This window comes from Paenibacillus sp. B46(2026) (assembly GCF_056786355.1).
The window spans coordinates 4,565,146-4,582,594 of the sequence record NZ_CM165907.1 but is presented as its reverse complement, the minus strand read 5'-3'; the positions used below and the strand labels follow the sequence as shown (position 1 = coordinate 4,582,594).

Genomic DNA, 17,449 nt, shown 5'->3' with positions numbered 1-17,449 from the left:
GTACACGATAAAGAAAATCATCCGGCTTGCCTGGCAAGCTGGACAGAACCGAAGCGGAGGGCAATTATGCTACAGATTATAAAGAATGCGAACATCTTGAACCAACAAGGGGAACTTGAACGGAAAACCATCATTATAGATGAAGGTAAAATTAAAAAGATCGCTGGCCTGGAAGACCAAGCCGTATTGGATGCCGAAAAGTCAGCGCATCGTGTGACAGACGCATCAGGCAAACTGGTCATTCCGGGATTGATTGATATGCACGTGCATCTGCGTGAACCTGGATTCGAACACAAAGAGACAATCGAGACAGGTGCCCGTTCAGCAGCACAAGGCGGTTTTACAACGATCGCCTGCATGCCGAACACAAGACCGGTAACAGACACTCCAGAAGTTGTGAAACTGGTATTGGATAAAGCCAAAGAAGCAGATCTGGTTAAAGTGTTGCCTTATGCAGCCATTACGAAGAACGAACTGGGTCGTGAACTTACCGATTTTGCCGCATTAAAAGAAGCAGGCGCTATTGGATTCACAGATGACGGTGTAGGCGTACAAAACGCTCAAATGATGAAGGATGCCATGAGCCTCGCAGCAAGCATGGATATGCCAGTGATCGCTCACTGTGAAGATGACTCACTGGTTGTTGGTGGATATGTGACGGAAGGTGAGTTTTCGAAGCGCCACGGCATCAAAGGCATTCCAAATGAATCCGAGGCTATCCACGTAGGCCGTGATATTCTGCTCGCAGAAGCAACGGGAGTCCATTACCACGTCTGCCACGTAAGTACAGAGCAATCGGTTCGTCTGATTCGTCTGGCGAAGTCCATCGGCATTAAAGTAACTGCTGAGGTGTGTCCACACCATCTGGTGTTGTCGGATGAAGATATCCCGGGCATGGACGCTAACTGGAAAATGAACCCCCCGCTGCGTTCACCACGCGATGTGCAGGCTTGTATCGAAGGTTTGCTGGATGGCACGCTGGACATGATCGTAACTGATCACGCGCCACACAGTGAAGAAGAGAAAGCCAAAGGCATGGAGCTGGCACCTTTCGGAATCGTTGGATTCGAAACAGCCTTCCCATTGCTGTACACGAAGTTTGTGGAAACAGGATTGTGGAGCTTGGATTTCCTGGTTAAACGCATGACTGCTGATCCGGCACGTGTATTCCGACTGGATACAGGCAAACTGGAAGAAGGAGCACCTGCGGATATCACGATGATTGACCTGAACGAGGAAAAAGCGGTTGATCCTGCAACGTTTGCAACCAAAGGAAGAAACACCCCATTCACAGGCTGGAAGCTGAAAGGCTGGGCCGTACAAACATGGGTGGATGGCAAAAGCGTGTGGCATAACACGGTACAACAGTAAAACGGTAATTTAGTAAATTAATAAATTAGTAACTCTATATCTTTAACTCTTTAAATCAGTAACTCTTAACTTTTTTAAAACAATAAATCTTTTTAAATCTAACTCTAAAACTTAATCTACAACTTTTACACCAGTAACATCTTTTCAACTAACTCGAGGCAAATCATGCCGAGAGTCTAACATACGAAACAAAACACAGTTGAATAATGCTTTTGAACATGGACGCCAACGTAACTGCGGAGTGGGCAGAAAGAACCCGAAGAAGCAAAGCGTTCGCCTTTATCACCGGATTACTCCATTTGAAGAATGGGATCAAAGTAATCCGGGGATAACAGCGATCAAAGGGTTTTCTGCCCACGGAGCCGCACCAAACGTAACGCCCACATGTTCAACTCAAAGTATTCAACGTTGATAAACACAGAGGAGTGAAATGGGATGCAGGCACAGGCAAGATTATTGTTGGAAGACGGCACACTGTTCACCGGGAAAGCATTTGGTGCTGAAGGTGAAACTACAGGTGAGGTCGTTTTTAATACGGGAATTACAGGCTATCAAGAGGTGCTTTCGGATCCTTCCTATTGCGGTCAAATCGTAACCATGACGTATCCGCTGATCGGAAACTACGGCATTACGCGTGATGACTTTGAGTCGATTCGTCCATACGTACACGGTTTCGTGGTGCGTCGTCATGAGCCAACGCCAAGCAACTGGCGTGCGGAATATAGCGTAGACAATCTGCTCAAGGAATACGGTATCGTAGGAATCAGCGAAATTGATACACGCATGTTGACTCGCCGGATTCGTCACCACGGCACAATGAAGGGAATTCTCACAACAGGATCGAAGCCTGTGGAAGAACTGCTGGAGATGATGGGTGACACAACCATCGCCGAGCTGCGTAACCAGGTGCCAATGACTTCTACAGAGCATGTCTACAACAGCCCGGGAACGGCTGAACGTATTGTGCTCGTGGATTATGGTGCCAAAACAGGTATCTTGCGCGAACTCAGCAAACGTAACTGTGACGTTGTCGTTGTTCCACACGATGTAACAGCAGACGAGATTCGTCGCTTGAACCCGGACGGCATTCAACTGTCCAACGGCCCTGGGGACCCGAAAGACGTACCTCACGCAGTAAACATGATCAGTGAACTGCTTGGCGAATACCCGATCTTCGGGATCTGCCTGGGTCACCAGTTGTTCGCACTTGCGGCAGGAGCAGACACCGAAAAACTCAAGTTTGGACATCGCGGAGGAAACCACCCGGTGAAAGAACTGGAGAGCGGACGTTGCTTCATCACATCCCAGAACCATGGATTTACCGTAAACGAAGAGTCTGTGAAGAGTACAGACCTGGAAGTTACACATATCAACAATAACGATAAGACCATCGAAGGTCTGAAACATAAATCATTCCCGGCATTTTCGGTTCAATATCACCCTGAAGCAGCCCCGGGTCCTTACGACAACAGCTATCTGTTCGACCGCTTCATCGAGATGATTCGCGAGCACAAGATCACTAACCCGCAAAAGCCGCGTCAAGCCGTATTGGCAGCCGCAGTGAAAGGAGCACAATAACATGCCGATTAACAAAGATCTCAAAAAAATCCTGGTGATTGGTTCCGGTCCAATCGTCATCGGTCAAGCGGCCGAGTTCGACTATGCCGGTACACAAGCTTGCCAGGCACTGAAAGAAGAAGGCGTGGAAGTTGTACTTATCAACAGCAACCCGGCAACCATCATGACAGATACGAACATGGCTGACAAAGTATACATCGAGCCCATTACACTGGATTTTGTGACGCAAATCATTCGTCAGGAGCGTCCAGACGGCTTGCTGCCAACACTGGGTGGTCAGACAGGTCTGAACATGGCTGTGGAACTGGCGCGTGCGGGAGTTCTGGAACGTGAAAATGTAAAATTGCTCGGCACACAGTTGACCTCCATCGAGAAAGCAGAAGACCGTGATCTGTTCCGTGATCTGATGCGTGAACTGGAGCAACCTGTACCGGAGAGTGTAATCGTAACAACACTTGAAGAATCCCTTGATTTTGCAAATGAAATCGGCTATCCAATCATCGTTCGTCCAGCCTACACACTTGGCGGAACAGGTGGAGGAATCTGTGCAAACGAAGAAGAGCTGCGCGAGACTGTGGTAGCGGGAATTCGTTACAGCCCGATTGGGCAATGTCTGGTCGAGAAGAGCATTGCAGGCATGAAAGAAGTCGAGTATGAGGTTATGCGGGACAAAAACGATAACTGTATCGTTGTCTGCAACATGGAAAACTTTGACCCGGTAGGTGTTCATACAGGCGACAGTATCGTCGTGGCACCAAGCCAAACACTGTCGGACCGTGAATATCAAATGCTGCGTTCGGCTTCCCTGAAAATCATCCGTGCCCTGAACATTGAGGGTGGATGTAACGTACAATTTGCACTGGACCCACACAGCTTCCAATACTATGTTATCGAAGTAAATCCACGGGTAAGCCGTTCATCGGCCCTCGCTTCCAAAGCAACGGGGTATCCGATTGCGAAAATGGCTGCCAAAATTGCCATGGGTTACACGTTGGATGAAATCGTCAACCCGGTAACAGGCCAAACGTATGCTTGCTTCGAGCCTACACTGGATTACATCGTGAGCAAAATTCCTCGTTGGCCTTTCGACAAGTTCATCTCGGCGAACCGCAAGCTCGGCACACAGATGAAAGCAACAGGTGAAGTGATGGCCATTGGCCGGACATTCGAAGAGTCCATTCACAAAGCCGTTCGCTCCCTGGAAATCGGCGTACACCGCCTCTATCTCAAAGATGCTGAAACACTGGATGAAGCAACGCTGAACGAGCGTCTGGTGAAAGCGGACGACGAGCGTATCTTCCTGATTGCCGAAGCATTCCGCAGAGGATATACGTTGCAGCAACTCCAGGATCTGACCAAGATCGACTGGTGGTTCCTGGATAAAATCGAAGGTCTGATCGCATTCGAAGACCGCATTCGCGAGGAATCCGAACTATCTTCCGACATCCTGTATCAAGCGAAACGCCTTGGATTCACAGACCGTGCCATTGCCGAACTGCGTGCGCAAGGTCAACCAGGAGGCACATTGACAACTGAAGCGGAAGTTAGAACTCGTCGGGAAGCAGAGAACCTGCGCCCAGTGTACAAAATGGTAGATACGTGTGCAGCCGAGTTCGAAGCCACAACGCCATATTACTACTCCACTTACGAGACAGAGAATGAGGTTATCCCTTCAGACAAGAAAAAAGTTGTGGTGCTGGGTTCAGGCCCAATCCGGATCGGTCAAGGGATTGAATTCGACTATTCCACAGTACATGCGGTATGGGCGTTGCAAAAAGCAGGCTATGAAGCAGTCATTATCAATAATAACCCGGAGACCGTGTCTACGGACTTTAATACATCAGATCGCCTGTACTTTGAACCGCTCTTCTTCGAAGATGTCATGAACGTGATTGAACAGGAGAAACCAGTAGGCGTTATCGTACAGTTCGGTGGTCAAACAGCCATCAACCTGGCAGCACCACTCCGTGCAGCAGGTGTAACGATTCTCGGAACGGACTTGGAAAGCATTGATGAGGCGGAGGACCGCAAGAAGTTCGAGCGTCTGCTCTCCCGTCTGGAGATTGCACAGCCGAAAGGGAAAACGGTCATTTCCATCGATGATGCGGTAGAAACAGCTCAAAGTCTGGGTTACCCTGTTTTGGTCCGTCCTTCCTATGTACTTGGTGGTCGTGCCATGGAGATCGTATACTCGGATGTAGAATTGCTTACGTATATGGAGCAGGCGGTTAAAATCAATCCGGAACATCCGGTTCTGATTGACCGTTACATGATGGGTAAAGAAGTTGAGGTTGACGCAATCTGTGATGGTGAAACGGTATTGATTCCGGGCATCATGGAGCATATCGAGCGCGCAGGGGTTCACTCTGGTGACTCTATCGCGGTATATCCTCCACAACATCTGTCTCAGGATCTGAAAGAGAAAATTGTAGAGATTACAATCAAGATTGCGAAAGAACTGAAAACGGTCGGGCTGGTTAACATTCAGTTTGTTATCCATGATGGCCAAGTGTACATTATCGAAGTGAACCCGCGTTCATCCCGTACTGTGCCATTCCTGAGCAAAGTAACCAACATTCCGATGGCGAACCTGGCAACACAAGCCATTCTGGGTGTGAAACTGAAAGATCTTGGTTATGTTGACGGGCTGTGGCCTGAGTCGGACCATGTATCTGTCAAAGTTCCAGTCTTCTCCTTCGCGAAGCTGCGTCGTGTTGAACCAACCCTTGGACCTGAGATGAAATCCACAGGTGAGGTTATGGGTCGTGACCCGAATTACGCCAAAGCGTTGTTCAAAGGTCTCATCGGAGCAGGAATGAAAATTCCGGCAACCGGAGCGATTGTCGTGACTGTGGCAGACAAAGACAAGGACGAAGCTGTTCCTTTGCTCGAAGGTTTCTACAGACTGGGGTACAAAATCATGGCAACCGGCGGAACAGCAGCTGCGCTTGAAGCAGCGAACATTCCGGTAACGACGGTGAACAAATTGAGCGAAGGTTCGCCGAACATTCTGGATATGATTCGTAGCGGCGAAGCAAACTTTGTCTTCAACACACTGACCAAAGGCAAAACACCGCAGCGTGATGGATTCCGTATCCGTCGTGAAGCGGTAGAGAACGGCATTGTATGTATGACTTCATTGGATACGATTCGTGCGCTGCTGATCATGCTGCAAACGATCAATTTCTCTTCGGAAGCAATGCCTGTCTTTGTAAAATAAATATGTATTGATGATGAAGGACATCAGTTAGCCTGCGGGCTGGCGGGATGTCCTTTATATCGGGCAAAAATGGAAAAAATGAGCAGGTGGAGGGGAGCGCTGGTGATGAATCACACAAATTTCAATGAAATGGCTGGCCGTCTGATGGTGGCACTGGATTACCCGGGAGCGGAAGAAGCGAAAGCATTGGTACAAGCTCTTGAAGGTATTCCCTGTTATCTCAAGGTGGGCATGCAGCTGTTCTACGCAGCAGGACCGGACTTTATTCGGGAGCTGAAATCCAAAGGGTACTCCGTTTTTTTGGATGTGAAAATGCATGACATTCCCAACACGGTTCGGGGTGGTGCTGAAAGTATCACGCGTCTGGGTGTAGACATGTTCAATGTGCATGCAGCGGGCGGAACCCTCATGATGCGTGCTGCACGTGAAGGCGCTGAGGCAGCAATCGCTGCTGATCCTTCTCTTAGCAAGCCCGAGATCATTGCAGTCACCCAACTGACCAGTACGAGCCTGGAAACGATGAATAACGAGATTGGTATCCCGGGCAACGTGGAAGCTGCTGTGGTCCGTTATGCTGGACTGGCCCAAGAGGCCGGACTGGATGGGGTTGTTGCTTCTCCGCTGGAAGTGCCCGCAATTCGGGCAGCGTTTGGCAGTGCTTTTCACACCGTTACACCAGGAATTCGTCCAGCGGGTAGTGGTCTGGGAGATCAGACACGTGTCTTGACGCCGGGTGAAGCCATTGCCAGAGGCAGCCATTACATTGTTGTAGGCAGACCGATTACAGGCGCTCCCAATCCGCGAGAAGCGGCAGAAACCATTTTGAAGGAGATGTTAAACGCATGATCGAACTAAATGAGATTCCAAATCATATTGCTTCCCAACTATTGAAAATCAAAGCCGTGGCTCTGCGTCCGCAGCAGCCATTTACATGGACATCCGGCATCAAATCACCGATATACTGCGATAACCGGTTAACGATGTCCTATCCCGAGATTCGTAACGATATTGCTGAAGCCTTTGCAACGATTATTCGTAACCAATACCCGGATGCAGAAGTCATTGCAGGTACGGCAACCGCAGGTATCCCGCATGCTGCCTGGGTGGCTCAAAAGTTGAATCTGCCGATGGCCTACATTCGTGATAAAGCCAAAGGACACGGCAAGGAGAACTTGATCGAAGGTTTGATTAATGAAGGACAAAAAGTGGTTGTCATCGAAGACCTGATCTCCACGGGTGGCAGTTCGATCAAAGCAGCAGAAGCCGTACGTGTAGCAGGTGCAACTCCTCTCGCCGTGCTTGCGATCTTCAGCTACCAGCTAGATAAGGGTGTTAAAGCATTCGAAGACGCAGGAATTCCACTTCAGACGTTGTCCAATTACACGGCTCTGATGGATGTGGCTTTGGCTCAGGGAACGATTCAGGAGAGTGATTTTGAATTGCTCAAATCCTGGCGTGAAGATCCTTCTTCATTTGGTAAATAATATCATTGATAGCTCAAAAAAATGTTCATGACTGAACGGTATCAAAATTGTAATGATTGCCGTCATAGCGGCAAAACCATCGAATATGCAAGAGGCATCCCGCACTTTGGGATGCTTTTTTCGTTTGTTCATCAAAATATTAACTTTTTCCCTCTACCGTTGTAAAAAGCTTGTAACTTTTAGTTGGGATCGGTCGTTTATAATTCAGTGTAGGATGGAACAGATTTCTAATTTTAGGTTTTTTGAAGAAATGAACGGGATTTCAAGAAAGGATGAGCGTGATTGCTGGCATGAAGAATTTATTTTCCAGAAAGAGATCTGCCAAGAGCCAGTCAGGCGATGAACATCAACAAGGGGAAGCACCGTTGGAGGCATCGACGGAGTCGGGGGAAAATACATACAACAATGAACACGATCACCAGACGAGTGAACCTCCGTTACCTGAAAGTGAAATCACTTCAGATGAAGTGGCTGCAGCTGCTGTCATTACCGTTGATGAACCCCAGAAGAAGATCAAACCAAAGAAGGACATATTGCCCCCATATGATGGACCTGTACTGGAGGTGCGTAACGTGCATCGCAGTTTCCAGACAGGCAGTCGTATCATCCATGTGCTCAAAGGCATTGATATGGAAGTGAATCCGCAACAACTGGTCATGCTGAAGGGGCGATCAGGCTCAGGCAAAACAACGCTGCTGAATATGCTCGGTGGATTGGATCAGCCTTCAAGTGGAGACATTCTGTTCTCCGGCCAGCCTCTTCAGGATTGGGGAGACCGGCGGCGGACCGCTTTGCGGCGCAAAGAGATCGGTTTTATTTTTCAGGCATATGCACTCATGCCCTTATTGTCTGCTTGGGAAAATGTAGAACTGTCGCTGCGAATGGCAGACGTTCCGCGAGCGGAGTGGAAGGACAGGGTTGGTCACTGTCTGGACCTGGTTGGACTATCCAAACGGGTGAAACACCGACCTTTCGAGATGTCCGGGGGAGAGCAACAGCGGGTGGCTATAGCCAAGGCGATTGCCCATAGACCCAGATTGTTGCTTGCGGATGAACCTACAGCGGAACTGGATTCCAAGATGGGCGCTCAGGTCATGGCCGTATTCCGCAATATTATTGAAGTAGAACAAGTAACGATATGTATGACTACACACGATCCTACAATTTTGGAGGTTGCGGACCATGTTTATGAAATGGCGGACGGCAGATTTATCAAGTAAAGGGGCCGCTCCGAAGAGGGGGAAACGCGCTGCACTTATTGTACTTGGTGCGATAATGGTTGCAACGATGTCCGGCTGCTCATTGCTGCCGTCAGAAACAGAGGAAGAAGTGCTTCCGCCTATTACACCACCAACGATCTCCAAGAAACCGGAATATGAAGTCCGGACGGAAACGTTGGAGAAAAAAGTAAGTGGTAGTGGCAAGATGATGAGTCAGCGGGAAGAGAAGGTGTACTTCACGCTTGATGGCATGCATGTCAAAGAGTTAAATGTTAAACCAGGGGATAAAGTGAAAAAGGGCCAACTTCTGGCCGTGCTCGATGTGGAAAGTGTAGAGAAAGAGATCCGTGGCAAGAAACTGGCTATTCGCAAATCCGAAGTTCAAATGAAGGAAACACTCCGCAAGAAGGATGAGATGGACCCGGTGGAGTTCGAAGAAGCAACGATTGCGTTTGAAGAACTGCGCCAGGAACTCGCTGATCTGGAGGAACAACTGGGTAAAGCCGCGTTGACAGCTCCGTTTGGCGGCACCGTTATTGCTGTGCAGGTAGAGAAGGGTGCAGCTGTGAAAGCGTATGATCCGATTGCTACGATTGCGGATACATCGAATCTGGTTGTGGCAGCTACCTTTGCCAAGGAAGATCTGGAGAAGTTCTCCGCGGGTATGAAGGCAGAAGTAGATATTAATGGAGCTGGTAAAGTCGCTGGCAAAATTAAAGTTATGCCTATCGCGGAAGCATCGGGAAGCGGCAGTGGCGAAGGGACTGGTGAAGGCGGTACGCCTCCAACCAAGGAAACGCTGGATAAGTATGTTATCGTTACACTTGCAAAAATGCCAAAAGGAGTCGAACGTGGCACACCACTATCGGTCTCGATTGTAACGCAGCGTACCGAGAACGCAATTGTGATTCCTGTATCCGCTTTACGCTCCATCGGTTCAAGAACGTATGTACAAGTCGTGGAGACTGATGGCAGCAAGCGTGAAGTGGACGTTGAAGTTGGACAGCAGACATCGACAGATGTCGAGATTCTGAAAGGTCTGACCGTAGGTCAGAAAGTAGTGGGACGCTAATGGGGCTGCCATTGCTTCGGCTGCTGTTCCGCAAAATGTGGAACACGCGCTGGATGACCTTCAGCACACTGATCGGATTGATTGTGGCGGTAGCGTTCACCGTCAGTATTCCAATGTATGCCGATGGTGCGTTGAAACGGGTCGTCGCGCAAACGCTGCAGGATAACAGTGAAGGGTTGCCAGCCGGTTCGTTGCTTATGAGTTATCAGGCACCTGGTGGCGTGAAGACAGACACTCGGGGTCTGGACGAAGTAGATCGTTATATTCGTGAGGATGTTCCTCGCGATATTGGTTTTCCTTTTCATACGTATGTGAATTCGAGATCCATTCGCAGCACAGAGGTGAGCCCGGAAGATCCAACCAAAGTGGATGCCAGCAGGGCGCGCAGTATGAGTCTGGGTACGATGAGTGGGCTGGATGCACAGGTGAATTACTCTGCCGGGGTGAAACCTGGAAACCAGGTCAAAGATGACACGATCGAGGCAGTCATGTTGGAAGAGGGCATGTACCGTAACGACCTGCATATCGGTGACATTCTGGAATATCCGGTGTATAGCGGTCTTGATATCACGTTACGTGTGAAGATTACGGGGTCCTTCAAGGCAGATAATCCAAACAGCCCTTACTGGGTACAGGGATTTGACGGCATGATGAATGGACTTTATGTGGATGAATCGGTTTTTAATGATGTTTTACTGAAGGAAAAAGGGATTCCACTTCAAAATTCACGTTGGTATTATGCCTTTGATCTGAAAGAAATTCAAACCAGCCAGTTATCAGGTCTGACTTCCATGCTGGAAAGGCTGGATATCGATCTGTACCAGCGGCTGAAAGATACAAAAGTGGACATCACCTTTGGTGATTTGCTCAAGCAGTTCCGCAGTCAGAGTCTGCAATTGCAGACCATGCTGTTTACCTTGGCAGCACCGATGATTGCGATGGTCTTTTATTTTATTGCGATGAACGCCAGACAGTCATTACAGAAACAAGAGAGTGATATTGCGGTATTGCGCAGCCGCGGAGCTTCAGCTCGGCAGATCTTCTCTCTTTACCTGCTTGAAGGCATATTTCTGGGCGCTATTGCGCTGGTTATTGGGCCGTTGCTTGGTTGGTTTATGGCCAAGAGTATCGGTTCAGCAAGTGGCTTTCTCTCGTTCGTAGATCGGAAGTCTATTCCGATCGGTGTATCAAAAGAAGCTATTCTCTTGGGCGTAGCAGCGGTCCTTGTTGCGATCATCGCATCACTTATCCCTGCGATAACCTATGCACGGGCAACCATTGTATCTGCCAAACGGCGGCAAGCACGAACAGATCGTGCTCCAGTATGGCAACGCTGGTTCCTGGACGTTGTGTTGCTGGGTCTGGCTGGATATGGATACTACCTGTTCTATGAACGTCAGATGTTGACCTTCCAGACCGGAATGACAACCGATCAGCTGCAGGTACAGCCGTTTCTGTTCTTTGTACCCGCACTCGCGATCTTTGCGCTTGGACTATTCTTCCTGCGCTTGTTCCCGTGGATTTTAAAGCTCATTCAGCTGATCGGTCGCAAATTTCTCCCGGTCCCGTTGTATCTGACATTAACACAGCTATCGCGTTCATCTTCTTCATATTATCCGCTGATGATCCTCCTTGTACTGACACTGGGACTTGGGGTGTACAATTCGGCTGCGGCTCGGACGATTGATCTGAATTCCACTGAGCGTACCTTGTACCGTTATGGTTCTGATGTGATTATGCAGACTGTATGGGAAGGAACACCTGAGGTTAAACCCGGTGGTTCCGGACAGAATGGCGGTACGGGTGGAGGTCAACAAGGTGGTGGTGGCAATGGAGGAGGAGGTTCTGCTGGTGGTGGTTCCGGCGGAGGCAATGGCGGTGGAGGTGCTCCAGGTGGTGGTGGCGGTTCTTCGCAGCCATCGAAAGTCATCTACTCCGAACCTCCATTCGAAGTGTTCCGCAGATTAGACGGGGTTGAACATGCAGCACGAGTGCTGCAGACCAAAGGCAATATTATCGTCTCTGGTAAATCGGGCGGACAGGGGATGCTTGTCGGAATTGATAATGTAGACTTTGCTCAAGTGGCATGGTTCCGCAACGATCTGTTCCCGGCACATCCCTACAAGTACCTTGACTTGCTTGGTAAATATGAAGGGGCTGTATTGATCTCTTCCAAATTTGCTGACAAATTTAAGTTGAAAACTGGAGACCTCGTCTCCATGGGTGTACAGGGACAGGCGATTGAATTCGTAGTCTTTGGGATCATTCCTTACTGGCCAGCCCAGTATCCGGATCAGATGCCATTCTTCGTGGCGAATCTGGATTATATCTATGATCAGGTGCCTTTGATTCCTTATGAGGTGTGGCTGAAAATGGAACCGGATGCCAAAGTGGCTCCATTAATGGAGAAACTTGCAGCAGAAGGTATCGAGTTATCTTCTGTGCGTGACGTCCGCACCGAATTGGTATCTCAGGGTAAACATCCGTCAAGAGGTGGCGTATTCGGGATACTGAGCCTTGGATTCCTGGTATCGGTTATCATCTCGTTGATCGGGTACGTGCTGTACTGGTTCTTCAACCTGTCCGGCCGTGTTGTGCAGTTTGGTGTATTACGGGCCATGGGTTTATCCCGGGCACAACTGAGCGGTATGCTGCTCCTGGAGCAGGTGTTCACAGCAGGTCTATCGATCCTGCTAGGTATTGGGATTGGTCAGGTATCCAGTCGTTTATTCCTGCCATTCCTGCAAACGACGGATAATGTATCTGCTCAGGTACCTCCGTTCCGGATTGTGTTTGAACAGCAGGATATGTTGCAACTGTATGGGGTCACCGTAGTGATGCTGGTCATTGGTGCAACGATGTTGCTCTGGCAGATTCGCAGATTGCGGGTTCATCAGGCAGTCAAAATGGGAGAGGAGAGGTAAACGTGATCCAATGCGAAGGACTTGTCAAAATTTTTAAATCCAGCGATGTGGAAGTCGTTGCCCTTCAGGGTCTCAACCTGACTGTCAATCAAGGTGAAATGATGGCGATCATCGGTAACAGCGGTAGCGGTAAATCCACGCTGCTGAATATTTTGGGCGGACTTGATCGTCCTACAGCTGGTACGGCTGTTGTGGGAGACTGGGATTTGCTGAAGATGACAGATGCCCAACTGGTCGAATACAAACGTCATACCGTAGGGTTTATCTGGCAAAATAACGGTCGTAACCTGCTGCCTTATCTCACGGCACTGGAAAATGTGGAAACACCCATGATTCTGGGAGGCAAGCGTGATCGTGCTTATGCAAAACAGTTGCTCGAATGGGTAGGCCTTAAGGATCGGATGCATAACAAATTGCATCAATTGTCAGGAGGAGAGCAACAACGGGTAGCGATTGCGATCTCATTATCCAATCGTCCCAAAATTCTGCTTGCAGATGAACCTACCGGTTCGGTCGATTCCGAGACATGTGATACAATCATGGGCATTTTCCGAAGAATGAACAAGGAACTCGGCGTTACGATTGTCATCGTTACCCATGACTTGACGCTTGCTGGCAAGGTAGACCGGATCGTTGCGATTCGGGACGGCTTGACCAGTACCGAGTTTGTGAAGCGCAACCCGAATCTGGATGATGAGCATAACTTGTCCGAGGCGGGTATGCCAGACATCCATGAAGCATTTGTCATTATAGACCGTGCAGGACGACTTCAGGTGCCAAAAGAGTATCTGGAGGCCTTATCCATTGATAACCGGGCGACATTGGAATTTGACGGTGAACGTATTGTCATTACACCGCCAAGATAATTAAGAGGGGGAACTGGGAAATGAAGAATAGTATGTGGGGAAAACGTGTGCTGGCTGTCATCGCTACTGCGACGCTAGCACTGCCGCTGATTGCCGGCTGTACGGCAAGTGAGGCCAAGGATACGGAGCAGCGTGTACTACGTGTGGCTACGTTGTGGGGAGGACAGGATGACAGTTACTTCCGTCAGCAATTTACCGATGCTTTTGAATTGACACATCCCAATGTAACCATCGAAATTGTAGCTGCTGTTGATCAGAGCAGCATGTATGGGTATGGCAACACGGAAGAACAGCCGGAAGTCCCGGATACGATGGAAAGTCTGAAGAAGATTATGACTGGCGATAACCCGGTTGATGTCATCGTTGCCGATACTTCTACAGTGAAATCATTAATTCAGGAAAATCTGGTAAAACAGCTGGACCCGTTGATGCAGGAAGACAAGTTTGACACCAGTGATATCGTGCCTAGTGTACTGGAGGGAATTAAGGACCTTGGGGATCAGAGCATTTATGCATTGACACCAACGTTCTCCTCATCGGCTTTGTTCTATAACAAGGGTATGTTTGAAAAAGCAGGCGTGGAACCGCCAACAGACAACATGACATGGGACGATATTTTCAATCTGGGTACCCGTCTAACGAAAGGTGAAGGTAAAGATCATGTATTTGGTTTCTCCTTCACGACATATCAGGGTGGTTCGCCATACTACTCCATGCAGCAGTACTACAGTTCGTTGCAGCTGAAGACGTTTGATGACAAAGCAGAGAAGATGACCGTAGATTCTCCTCAATGGGAGAAAGTGTGGAGCACCATCAGCAAACTTGCGATTGACAAAGTTATTCCTAAAGGCGACGAACCACAGGATCAGAATCCGAGTGGGCGTTATGATCCAGTACAGGGTGACCTATTCCTGAGTGGCAAGTCGGCCATGGTTATTGGTGATTACAGCTATATTAATCAATTAATTGATGCCAACAAAAATGCGGATAAAATGAAAGACTTTACGAAAGTGGATTGGGATGTGGTAACACCTCCCGTTCACCCGGAAGCTCCTGAAATTGGAGGTAGCATCTACCTGAGCAACCTTATGGCGATTAATAGTGCGGCTCAGAACCCGGATGATGCGTGGGAACTGATCAAGTACATGAACAGTGAGGACTGGGCCAAGATCAAAGCACGTAGCAGCTATGAGATGGTATCACGGAAGAGCTTCATTAAGCCCAAAGACGGCCTGGATTATAACATTCAAGCATTCTATGCGCTGAAGCCAATTCCACCAACAAATACGAATCTGGATAAAATGTATCAAAAATCCCCAGGCTTGTGGCAAGTAAATGAAAAAGGGATGGAATATTTCAACCAAGTACTAGAGAACAAAAAGACGCCAAAAGAAGCGCTTGGTGAGTGGGCAGCTAAAGGAAACGAGATGCTGGAGAAATTGAAAAAGGATCCTAAAGCTACGTTTCAATGAGAGTTGATGAAGTAGTCATATCATGATAAGGATATAGCCGCTGAAGATTTTAATCTTTGGCGGCTATTTTTATGAAAATGGGGTATTCTACAAAAAGCAGGAATAAATGACGACTCCGGAAAGGACGAGCGGTATGCACTGGGTATATTTCAGCAAGTTGTATGCAACCAAATTTCAGGCAGGATGCTTGGCAAAACGAATGGAGCAGGACGGATGGATCTATGGCCACAATGAACCGGCAGAAGTTGAAGTTTATCGTTCACGCAAAGGTCGTTATGGTGTACGATTTATTCCCTGACATTACCCCTTGACTTATTAGGGTAGTATGGTGTATATTAATTAAGTCGCTGTTTTAATATTTATTACTGACGCGGGGTGGAGCAGCCCGGTAGCTCGTCGGGCTCATAACCCGAAGGCCGCAGGTTCAAATCCTGCCCCCGCAATTTAGTTTCACTTGGATGATTCACAGCCATCATCTGCACGTTATACATTATGTCTAGGGCCCTTAGCTCAGTTGGTTAGAGCGGTCGGCTCATAACCGATTGGTCACAGGTTCGAGTCCTGTAGGGCCCATACTCTTGAAACCCTTGCTGAGCAAGGGTTTTTTTCTGTCTTCATTTAGGTGCTGGACCAAAAGGTAACTTATTATCATCAATTTTGACGGAGCCGTGTATTCCGACTAACGTTGAGCCTCCTTGACTAAGTAACTTGAGTCTTGCAAAATTGACCTGAATGTCTTGAAAAAGGCAGACCTGTCGTGTGTTGGGGGATCGAGCGATTTAGGCAGACAACCGAAGCAATTTCAGAATGTCGAAAAGAGGCTTCTTTTCTAATGCTTGTTGATACACGAAGACAATCATTTGCCCGAAATGCTCTTCTCGAATGCGACGTACCACATCACCTAGGGTGAGATTCGACGCATGCTTCATCCACTCTTGCCGCTGATACTCCAAGAAATTCTGCGTCAAGAACTGGATCGCCCAAAAGCGTTCAATACCGCGAAACGAAAGCAATTGGTACTGGTCAAAGCCGAGCAGTTCCTTAAAGTATCGATATCCCGTCTCGATATTCCAGCGCACGTGATAATACCTTTGAATCGTAACGAGATCCAAAGACAGATCCGTACACAGGAGACAAACCTGCGGCTTGCTCGAAACGGTGTATTCGTCCTTCCAGGACAGCAACAGTTTGACGTTTTCGATGCTGCTCACCGGACCCTCGTAAGGGTAGACCCAGTACCTTCCCTGATCCTCTACCGTAACGGAGTGGAGGTCAGACTTGCGAATGTACTGCTGAGCGAAATCATCTAAAGGCATGTTAATTCCTGCCGGGCGAATCCGGCGATTGGTTTTGACGGCGGCAATGACATGAAATCCTTTACGGTTACACGCGTTAATCACCTTTTCGCTGGTGTACCAGCTATCCATGAGGACGTAGACCCGTTCATCCTTTGAAATGGGAAACGCCTCGACCATCTCTAGCGCCAAATCATTTTTGCTCTGGAAAGGCAGACGCTGAGATTGGCAGTACTTCTCGGGATAGTACGGCCGAAAATCCCAAGCATACGAGCCCTCTGCAGCAACCACATGTGTAGTGACCAGGCAATGGCACCACACCGATTTCCCGGCTTCATGAGCATATTGAAAGCTGAGTGCCTCCATTTTCTTGGTCGATTTGTCTTTCTTGCAACACGTGTCGTCCACGATGAGGAATACAGGAGTTCGTGTATCACCCGATTTAGCAGAAATCTGCTTCATGATCCTCTCCATACGCCGTCGTTGCATCCGATTTACACACCAAGGTGAATGATTCAGAAAATTCGTCGTACTGCTTAAATGACGATTCCCCTTGGCCGCATGCTGAATTTGAGTGATATTCTTCCTTCCGGCACAGAGAATGATGCCTTGAACAAGCGTAAACAGATGGCTGAGCTGCGGCTTCGACATGTGCAAGTGGAGAGACAAAATAAACTTGACGATGGGCAGGTAGAGGGATACCATAAGAGTGGGACATCTCCTTTATCTGGAAATTGTGGTCTTGGTAAACGACAATTTCTCCAACAAGGCTGGATGTCCTTCTTCTGTCTGCCTATTCGATAAAAGTTCTAACGATTTGACTTTAATTCCATTTGTCCGACAGCACGTTTTTTACAAGACTCAAGTAAGTAAACTAGATCAATATCTTTCTTAAATGAAACATATCATAGGCCTGCCCTCAAAAGTAGGTTTTATTCTTGTTGAAG

At 48.4% G+C, this 17,449-nt stretch carries 13 protein-coding genes and 2 tRNA genes; 14 read left to right on the top strand and 1 reads right to left on the bottom strand.

What is annotated here, in order from left to right; all coding sequences use genetic code 11:
- Positions 1-66 precede the first annotated feature (66 nt).
- The 13 genes from pyrC to AC1S8V_RS20495 all read left to right on the top strand — a co-directional run bounded on the left by pyrC (position 67) and on the right by AC1S8V_RS20495 (position 15,780).
- Complete coding sequence (gene pyrC / locus AC1S8V_RS20555) at positions 67-1,371, top strand: dihydroorotase (RefSeq protein WP_482070535.1); 1,305 nt, start codon at positions 67-69, stop codon at positions 1,369-1,371.
- Between the two features lie 435 nt (positions 1,372-1,806).
- Positions 1,807-2,949, top strand: a complete 1,143-nt coding sequence (carA, locus tag AC1S8V_RS20550; protein WP_047843735.1) for a glutamine-hydrolyzing carbamoyl-phosphate synthase small subunit — start codon at positions 1,807-1,809, stop codon at positions 2,947-2,949.
- A 1-nt stretch (position 2,950) separates the two neighbouring features.
- On the top strand, positions 2,951-6,169 hold the full coding sequence (carB, locus tag AC1S8V_RS20545; RefSeq protein WP_482070534.1) for a carbamoyl-phosphate synthase large subunit: 3,219 nt from the start codon (positions 2,951-2,953) through the stop codon (positions 6,167-6,169).
- Positions 6,170-6,274: 105 nt separating this feature from the next.
- Entirely contained in the window at positions 6,275-7,015 is a 741-nt protein-coding gene (pyrF, locus tag AC1S8V_RS20540; protein ID WP_482070533.1) for an orotidine-5'-phosphate decarboxylase, read from the top strand.
- Positions 7,012-7,653, top strand: a complete 642-nt coding sequence (pyrE, locus tag AC1S8V_RS20535) for an orotate phosphoribosyltransferase (protein ID WP_482070532.1) — start codon at positions 7,012-7,014, stop codon at positions 7,651-7,653. The genes pyrF and pyrE overlap by 4 nt, the downstream gene beginning before the upstream one ends.
- 290 nt (positions 7,654-7,943) lie before the next feature.
- Positions 7,944-8,873 carry an ABC transporter ATP-binding protein gene (locus AC1S8V_RS20530; protein ID WP_482070531.1) on the top strand — a complete coding sequence of 310 codons (930 nt, stop codon included), beginning with the start codon at positions 7,944-7,946 and terminating at the stop codon, positions 8,871-8,873.
- On the top strand, positions 8,836-9,945 hold the full coding sequence (locus AC1S8V_RS20525) for an efflux RND transporter periplasmic adaptor subunit (protein ID WP_482070530.1): 1,110 nt from the start codon (positions 8,836-8,838) through the stop codon (positions 9,943-9,945). The genes AC1S8V_RS20530 and AC1S8V_RS20525 overlap by 38 nt, the downstream gene beginning before the upstream one ends.
- Positions 9,945-12,869 (top strand): ABC transporter permease, encoded by a 2,925-nt coding sequence (locus tag AC1S8V_RS20520; protein WP_482070529.1) that lies wholly within the window; start codon positions 9,945-9,947, stop codon positions 12,867-12,869. Before AC1S8V_RS20525 ends, AC1S8V_RS20520 begins: the two co-directional genes overlap by 1 nt.
- Positions 12,870-12,871: 2 nt before the next feature.
- The gene (locus AC1S8V_RS20515) at positions 12,872-13,735 is read left to right on the top strand and encodes an ABC transporter ATP-binding protein (RefSeq protein WP_036614799.1); all 864 of its coding nucleotides are present in this window, start codon (positions 12,872-12,874) and stop codon (positions 13,733-13,735) included.
- Between the two features lie 20 nt (positions 13,736-13,755).
- A complete protein-coding gene (locus tag AC1S8V_RS20510) occupies positions 13,756-15,207 on the top strand; it encodes an ABC transporter substrate-binding protein (protein WP_482070528.1) in 1,452 nt (483 codons plus the stop codon).
- A 133-nt stretch (positions 15,208-15,340) separates the two neighbouring features.
- Positions 15,341-15,505: a hypothetical protein gene (locus AC1S8V_RS20505; RefSeq protein ID WP_017687342.1), complete on the top strand. Its 165-nt coding sequence runs from the start codon at positions 15,341-15,343 to the stop codon at positions 15,503-15,505.
- Between the two features lie 71 nt (positions 15,506-15,576).
- A tRNA-Met gene (locus AC1S8V_RS20500) sits at positions 15,577-15,650 on the top strand.
- A 56-nt stretch (positions 15,651-15,706) separates the two neighbouring features.
- Positions 15,707-15,780 (top strand) — tRNA-Ile (locus AC1S8V_RS20495).
- 206 nt (positions 15,781-15,986) lie between these two features.
- Here the strand turns inward: AC1S8V_RS20495 and AC1S8V_RS20490 are convergent.
- A complete protein-coding gene (locus AC1S8V_RS20490; protein ID WP_482074491.1) occupies positions 15,987-17,153 on the bottom strand; it encodes an IS701 family transposase in 1,167 nt (388 codons plus the stop codon).
- On the opposite strand from AC1S8V_RS20490, the gene AC1S8V_RS20485 reads away from it, so the two are divergent.
- Entirely contained in the window at positions 17,043-17,306 is a 264-nt protein-coding gene (locus AC1S8V_RS20485; protein ID WP_482074624.1) for a hypothetical protein, read from the top strand. The two genes, AC1S8V_RS20490 and AC1S8V_RS20485, sit on opposite strands and share 111 nt — an antisense overlap.
- Positions 17,307-17,449: the final 143 nt, after the last annotated feature.

Excerpts from the sequence above, each read along its gene's own strand:
- AC1S8V_RS20510 (WP_482070528.1), top strand. The coding sequence starts at position 13,756 with ATGAAGAATAGTATGTGGGGAAAACGTGTGCTGGCTGTCATCGCTACT.
- carB (WP_482070534.1), top strand. The coding sequence starts at position 2,951 with ATGCCGATTAACAAAGATCTCAAAAAAATCCTGGTGATTGGTTCCGGT.
- AC1S8V_RS20530 (WP_482070531.1), top strand. The coding sequence starts at position 7,944 with ATGAAGAATTTATTTTCCAGAAAGAGATCTGCCAAGAGCCAGTCAGGC.
- pyrE (WP_482070532.1), top strand. The coding sequence starts at position 7,012 with ATGATCGAACTAAATGAGATTCCAAATCATATTGCTTCCCAACTATTG.
- AC1S8V_RS20520 (WP_482070529.1), top strand. The coding sequence starts at position 9,945 with ATGGGGCTGCCATTGCTTCGGCTGCTGTTCCGCAAAATGTGGAACACG.
- AC1S8V_RS20525 (WP_482070530.1), top strand. The coding sequence starts at position 8,836 with ATGTTTATGAAATGGCGGACGGCAGATTTATCAAGTAAAGGGGCCGCT.
- AC1S8V_RS20485 (WP_482074624.1), top strand. The coding sequence starts at position 17,043 with ATGACGATTCCCCTTGGCCGCATGCTGAATTTGAGTGATATTCTTCCT.
- pyrC (WP_482070535.1), top strand. The coding sequence starts at position 67 with ATGCTACAGATTATAAAGAATGCGAACATCTTGAACCAACAAGGGGAA.
- carA (WP_047843735.1), top strand. The coding sequence starts at position 1,807 with ATGCAGGCACAGGCAAGATTATTGTTGGAAGACGGCACACTGTTCACC.
- AC1S8V_RS20490 (WP_482074491.1), bottom strand. The coding sequence starts at position 17,153 with ATGTCGAAGCCGCAGCTCAGCCATCTGTTTACGCTTGTTCAAGGCATC.
- pyrF (WP_482070533.1), top strand. The coding sequence starts at position 6,275 with ATGAATCACACAAATTTCAATGAAATGGCTGGCCGTCTGATGGTGGCA.
- AC1S8V_RS20505 (WP_017687342.1), top strand. The coding sequence starts at position 15,341 with ATGCACTGGGTATATTTCAGCAAGTTGTATGCAACCAAATTTCAGGCA.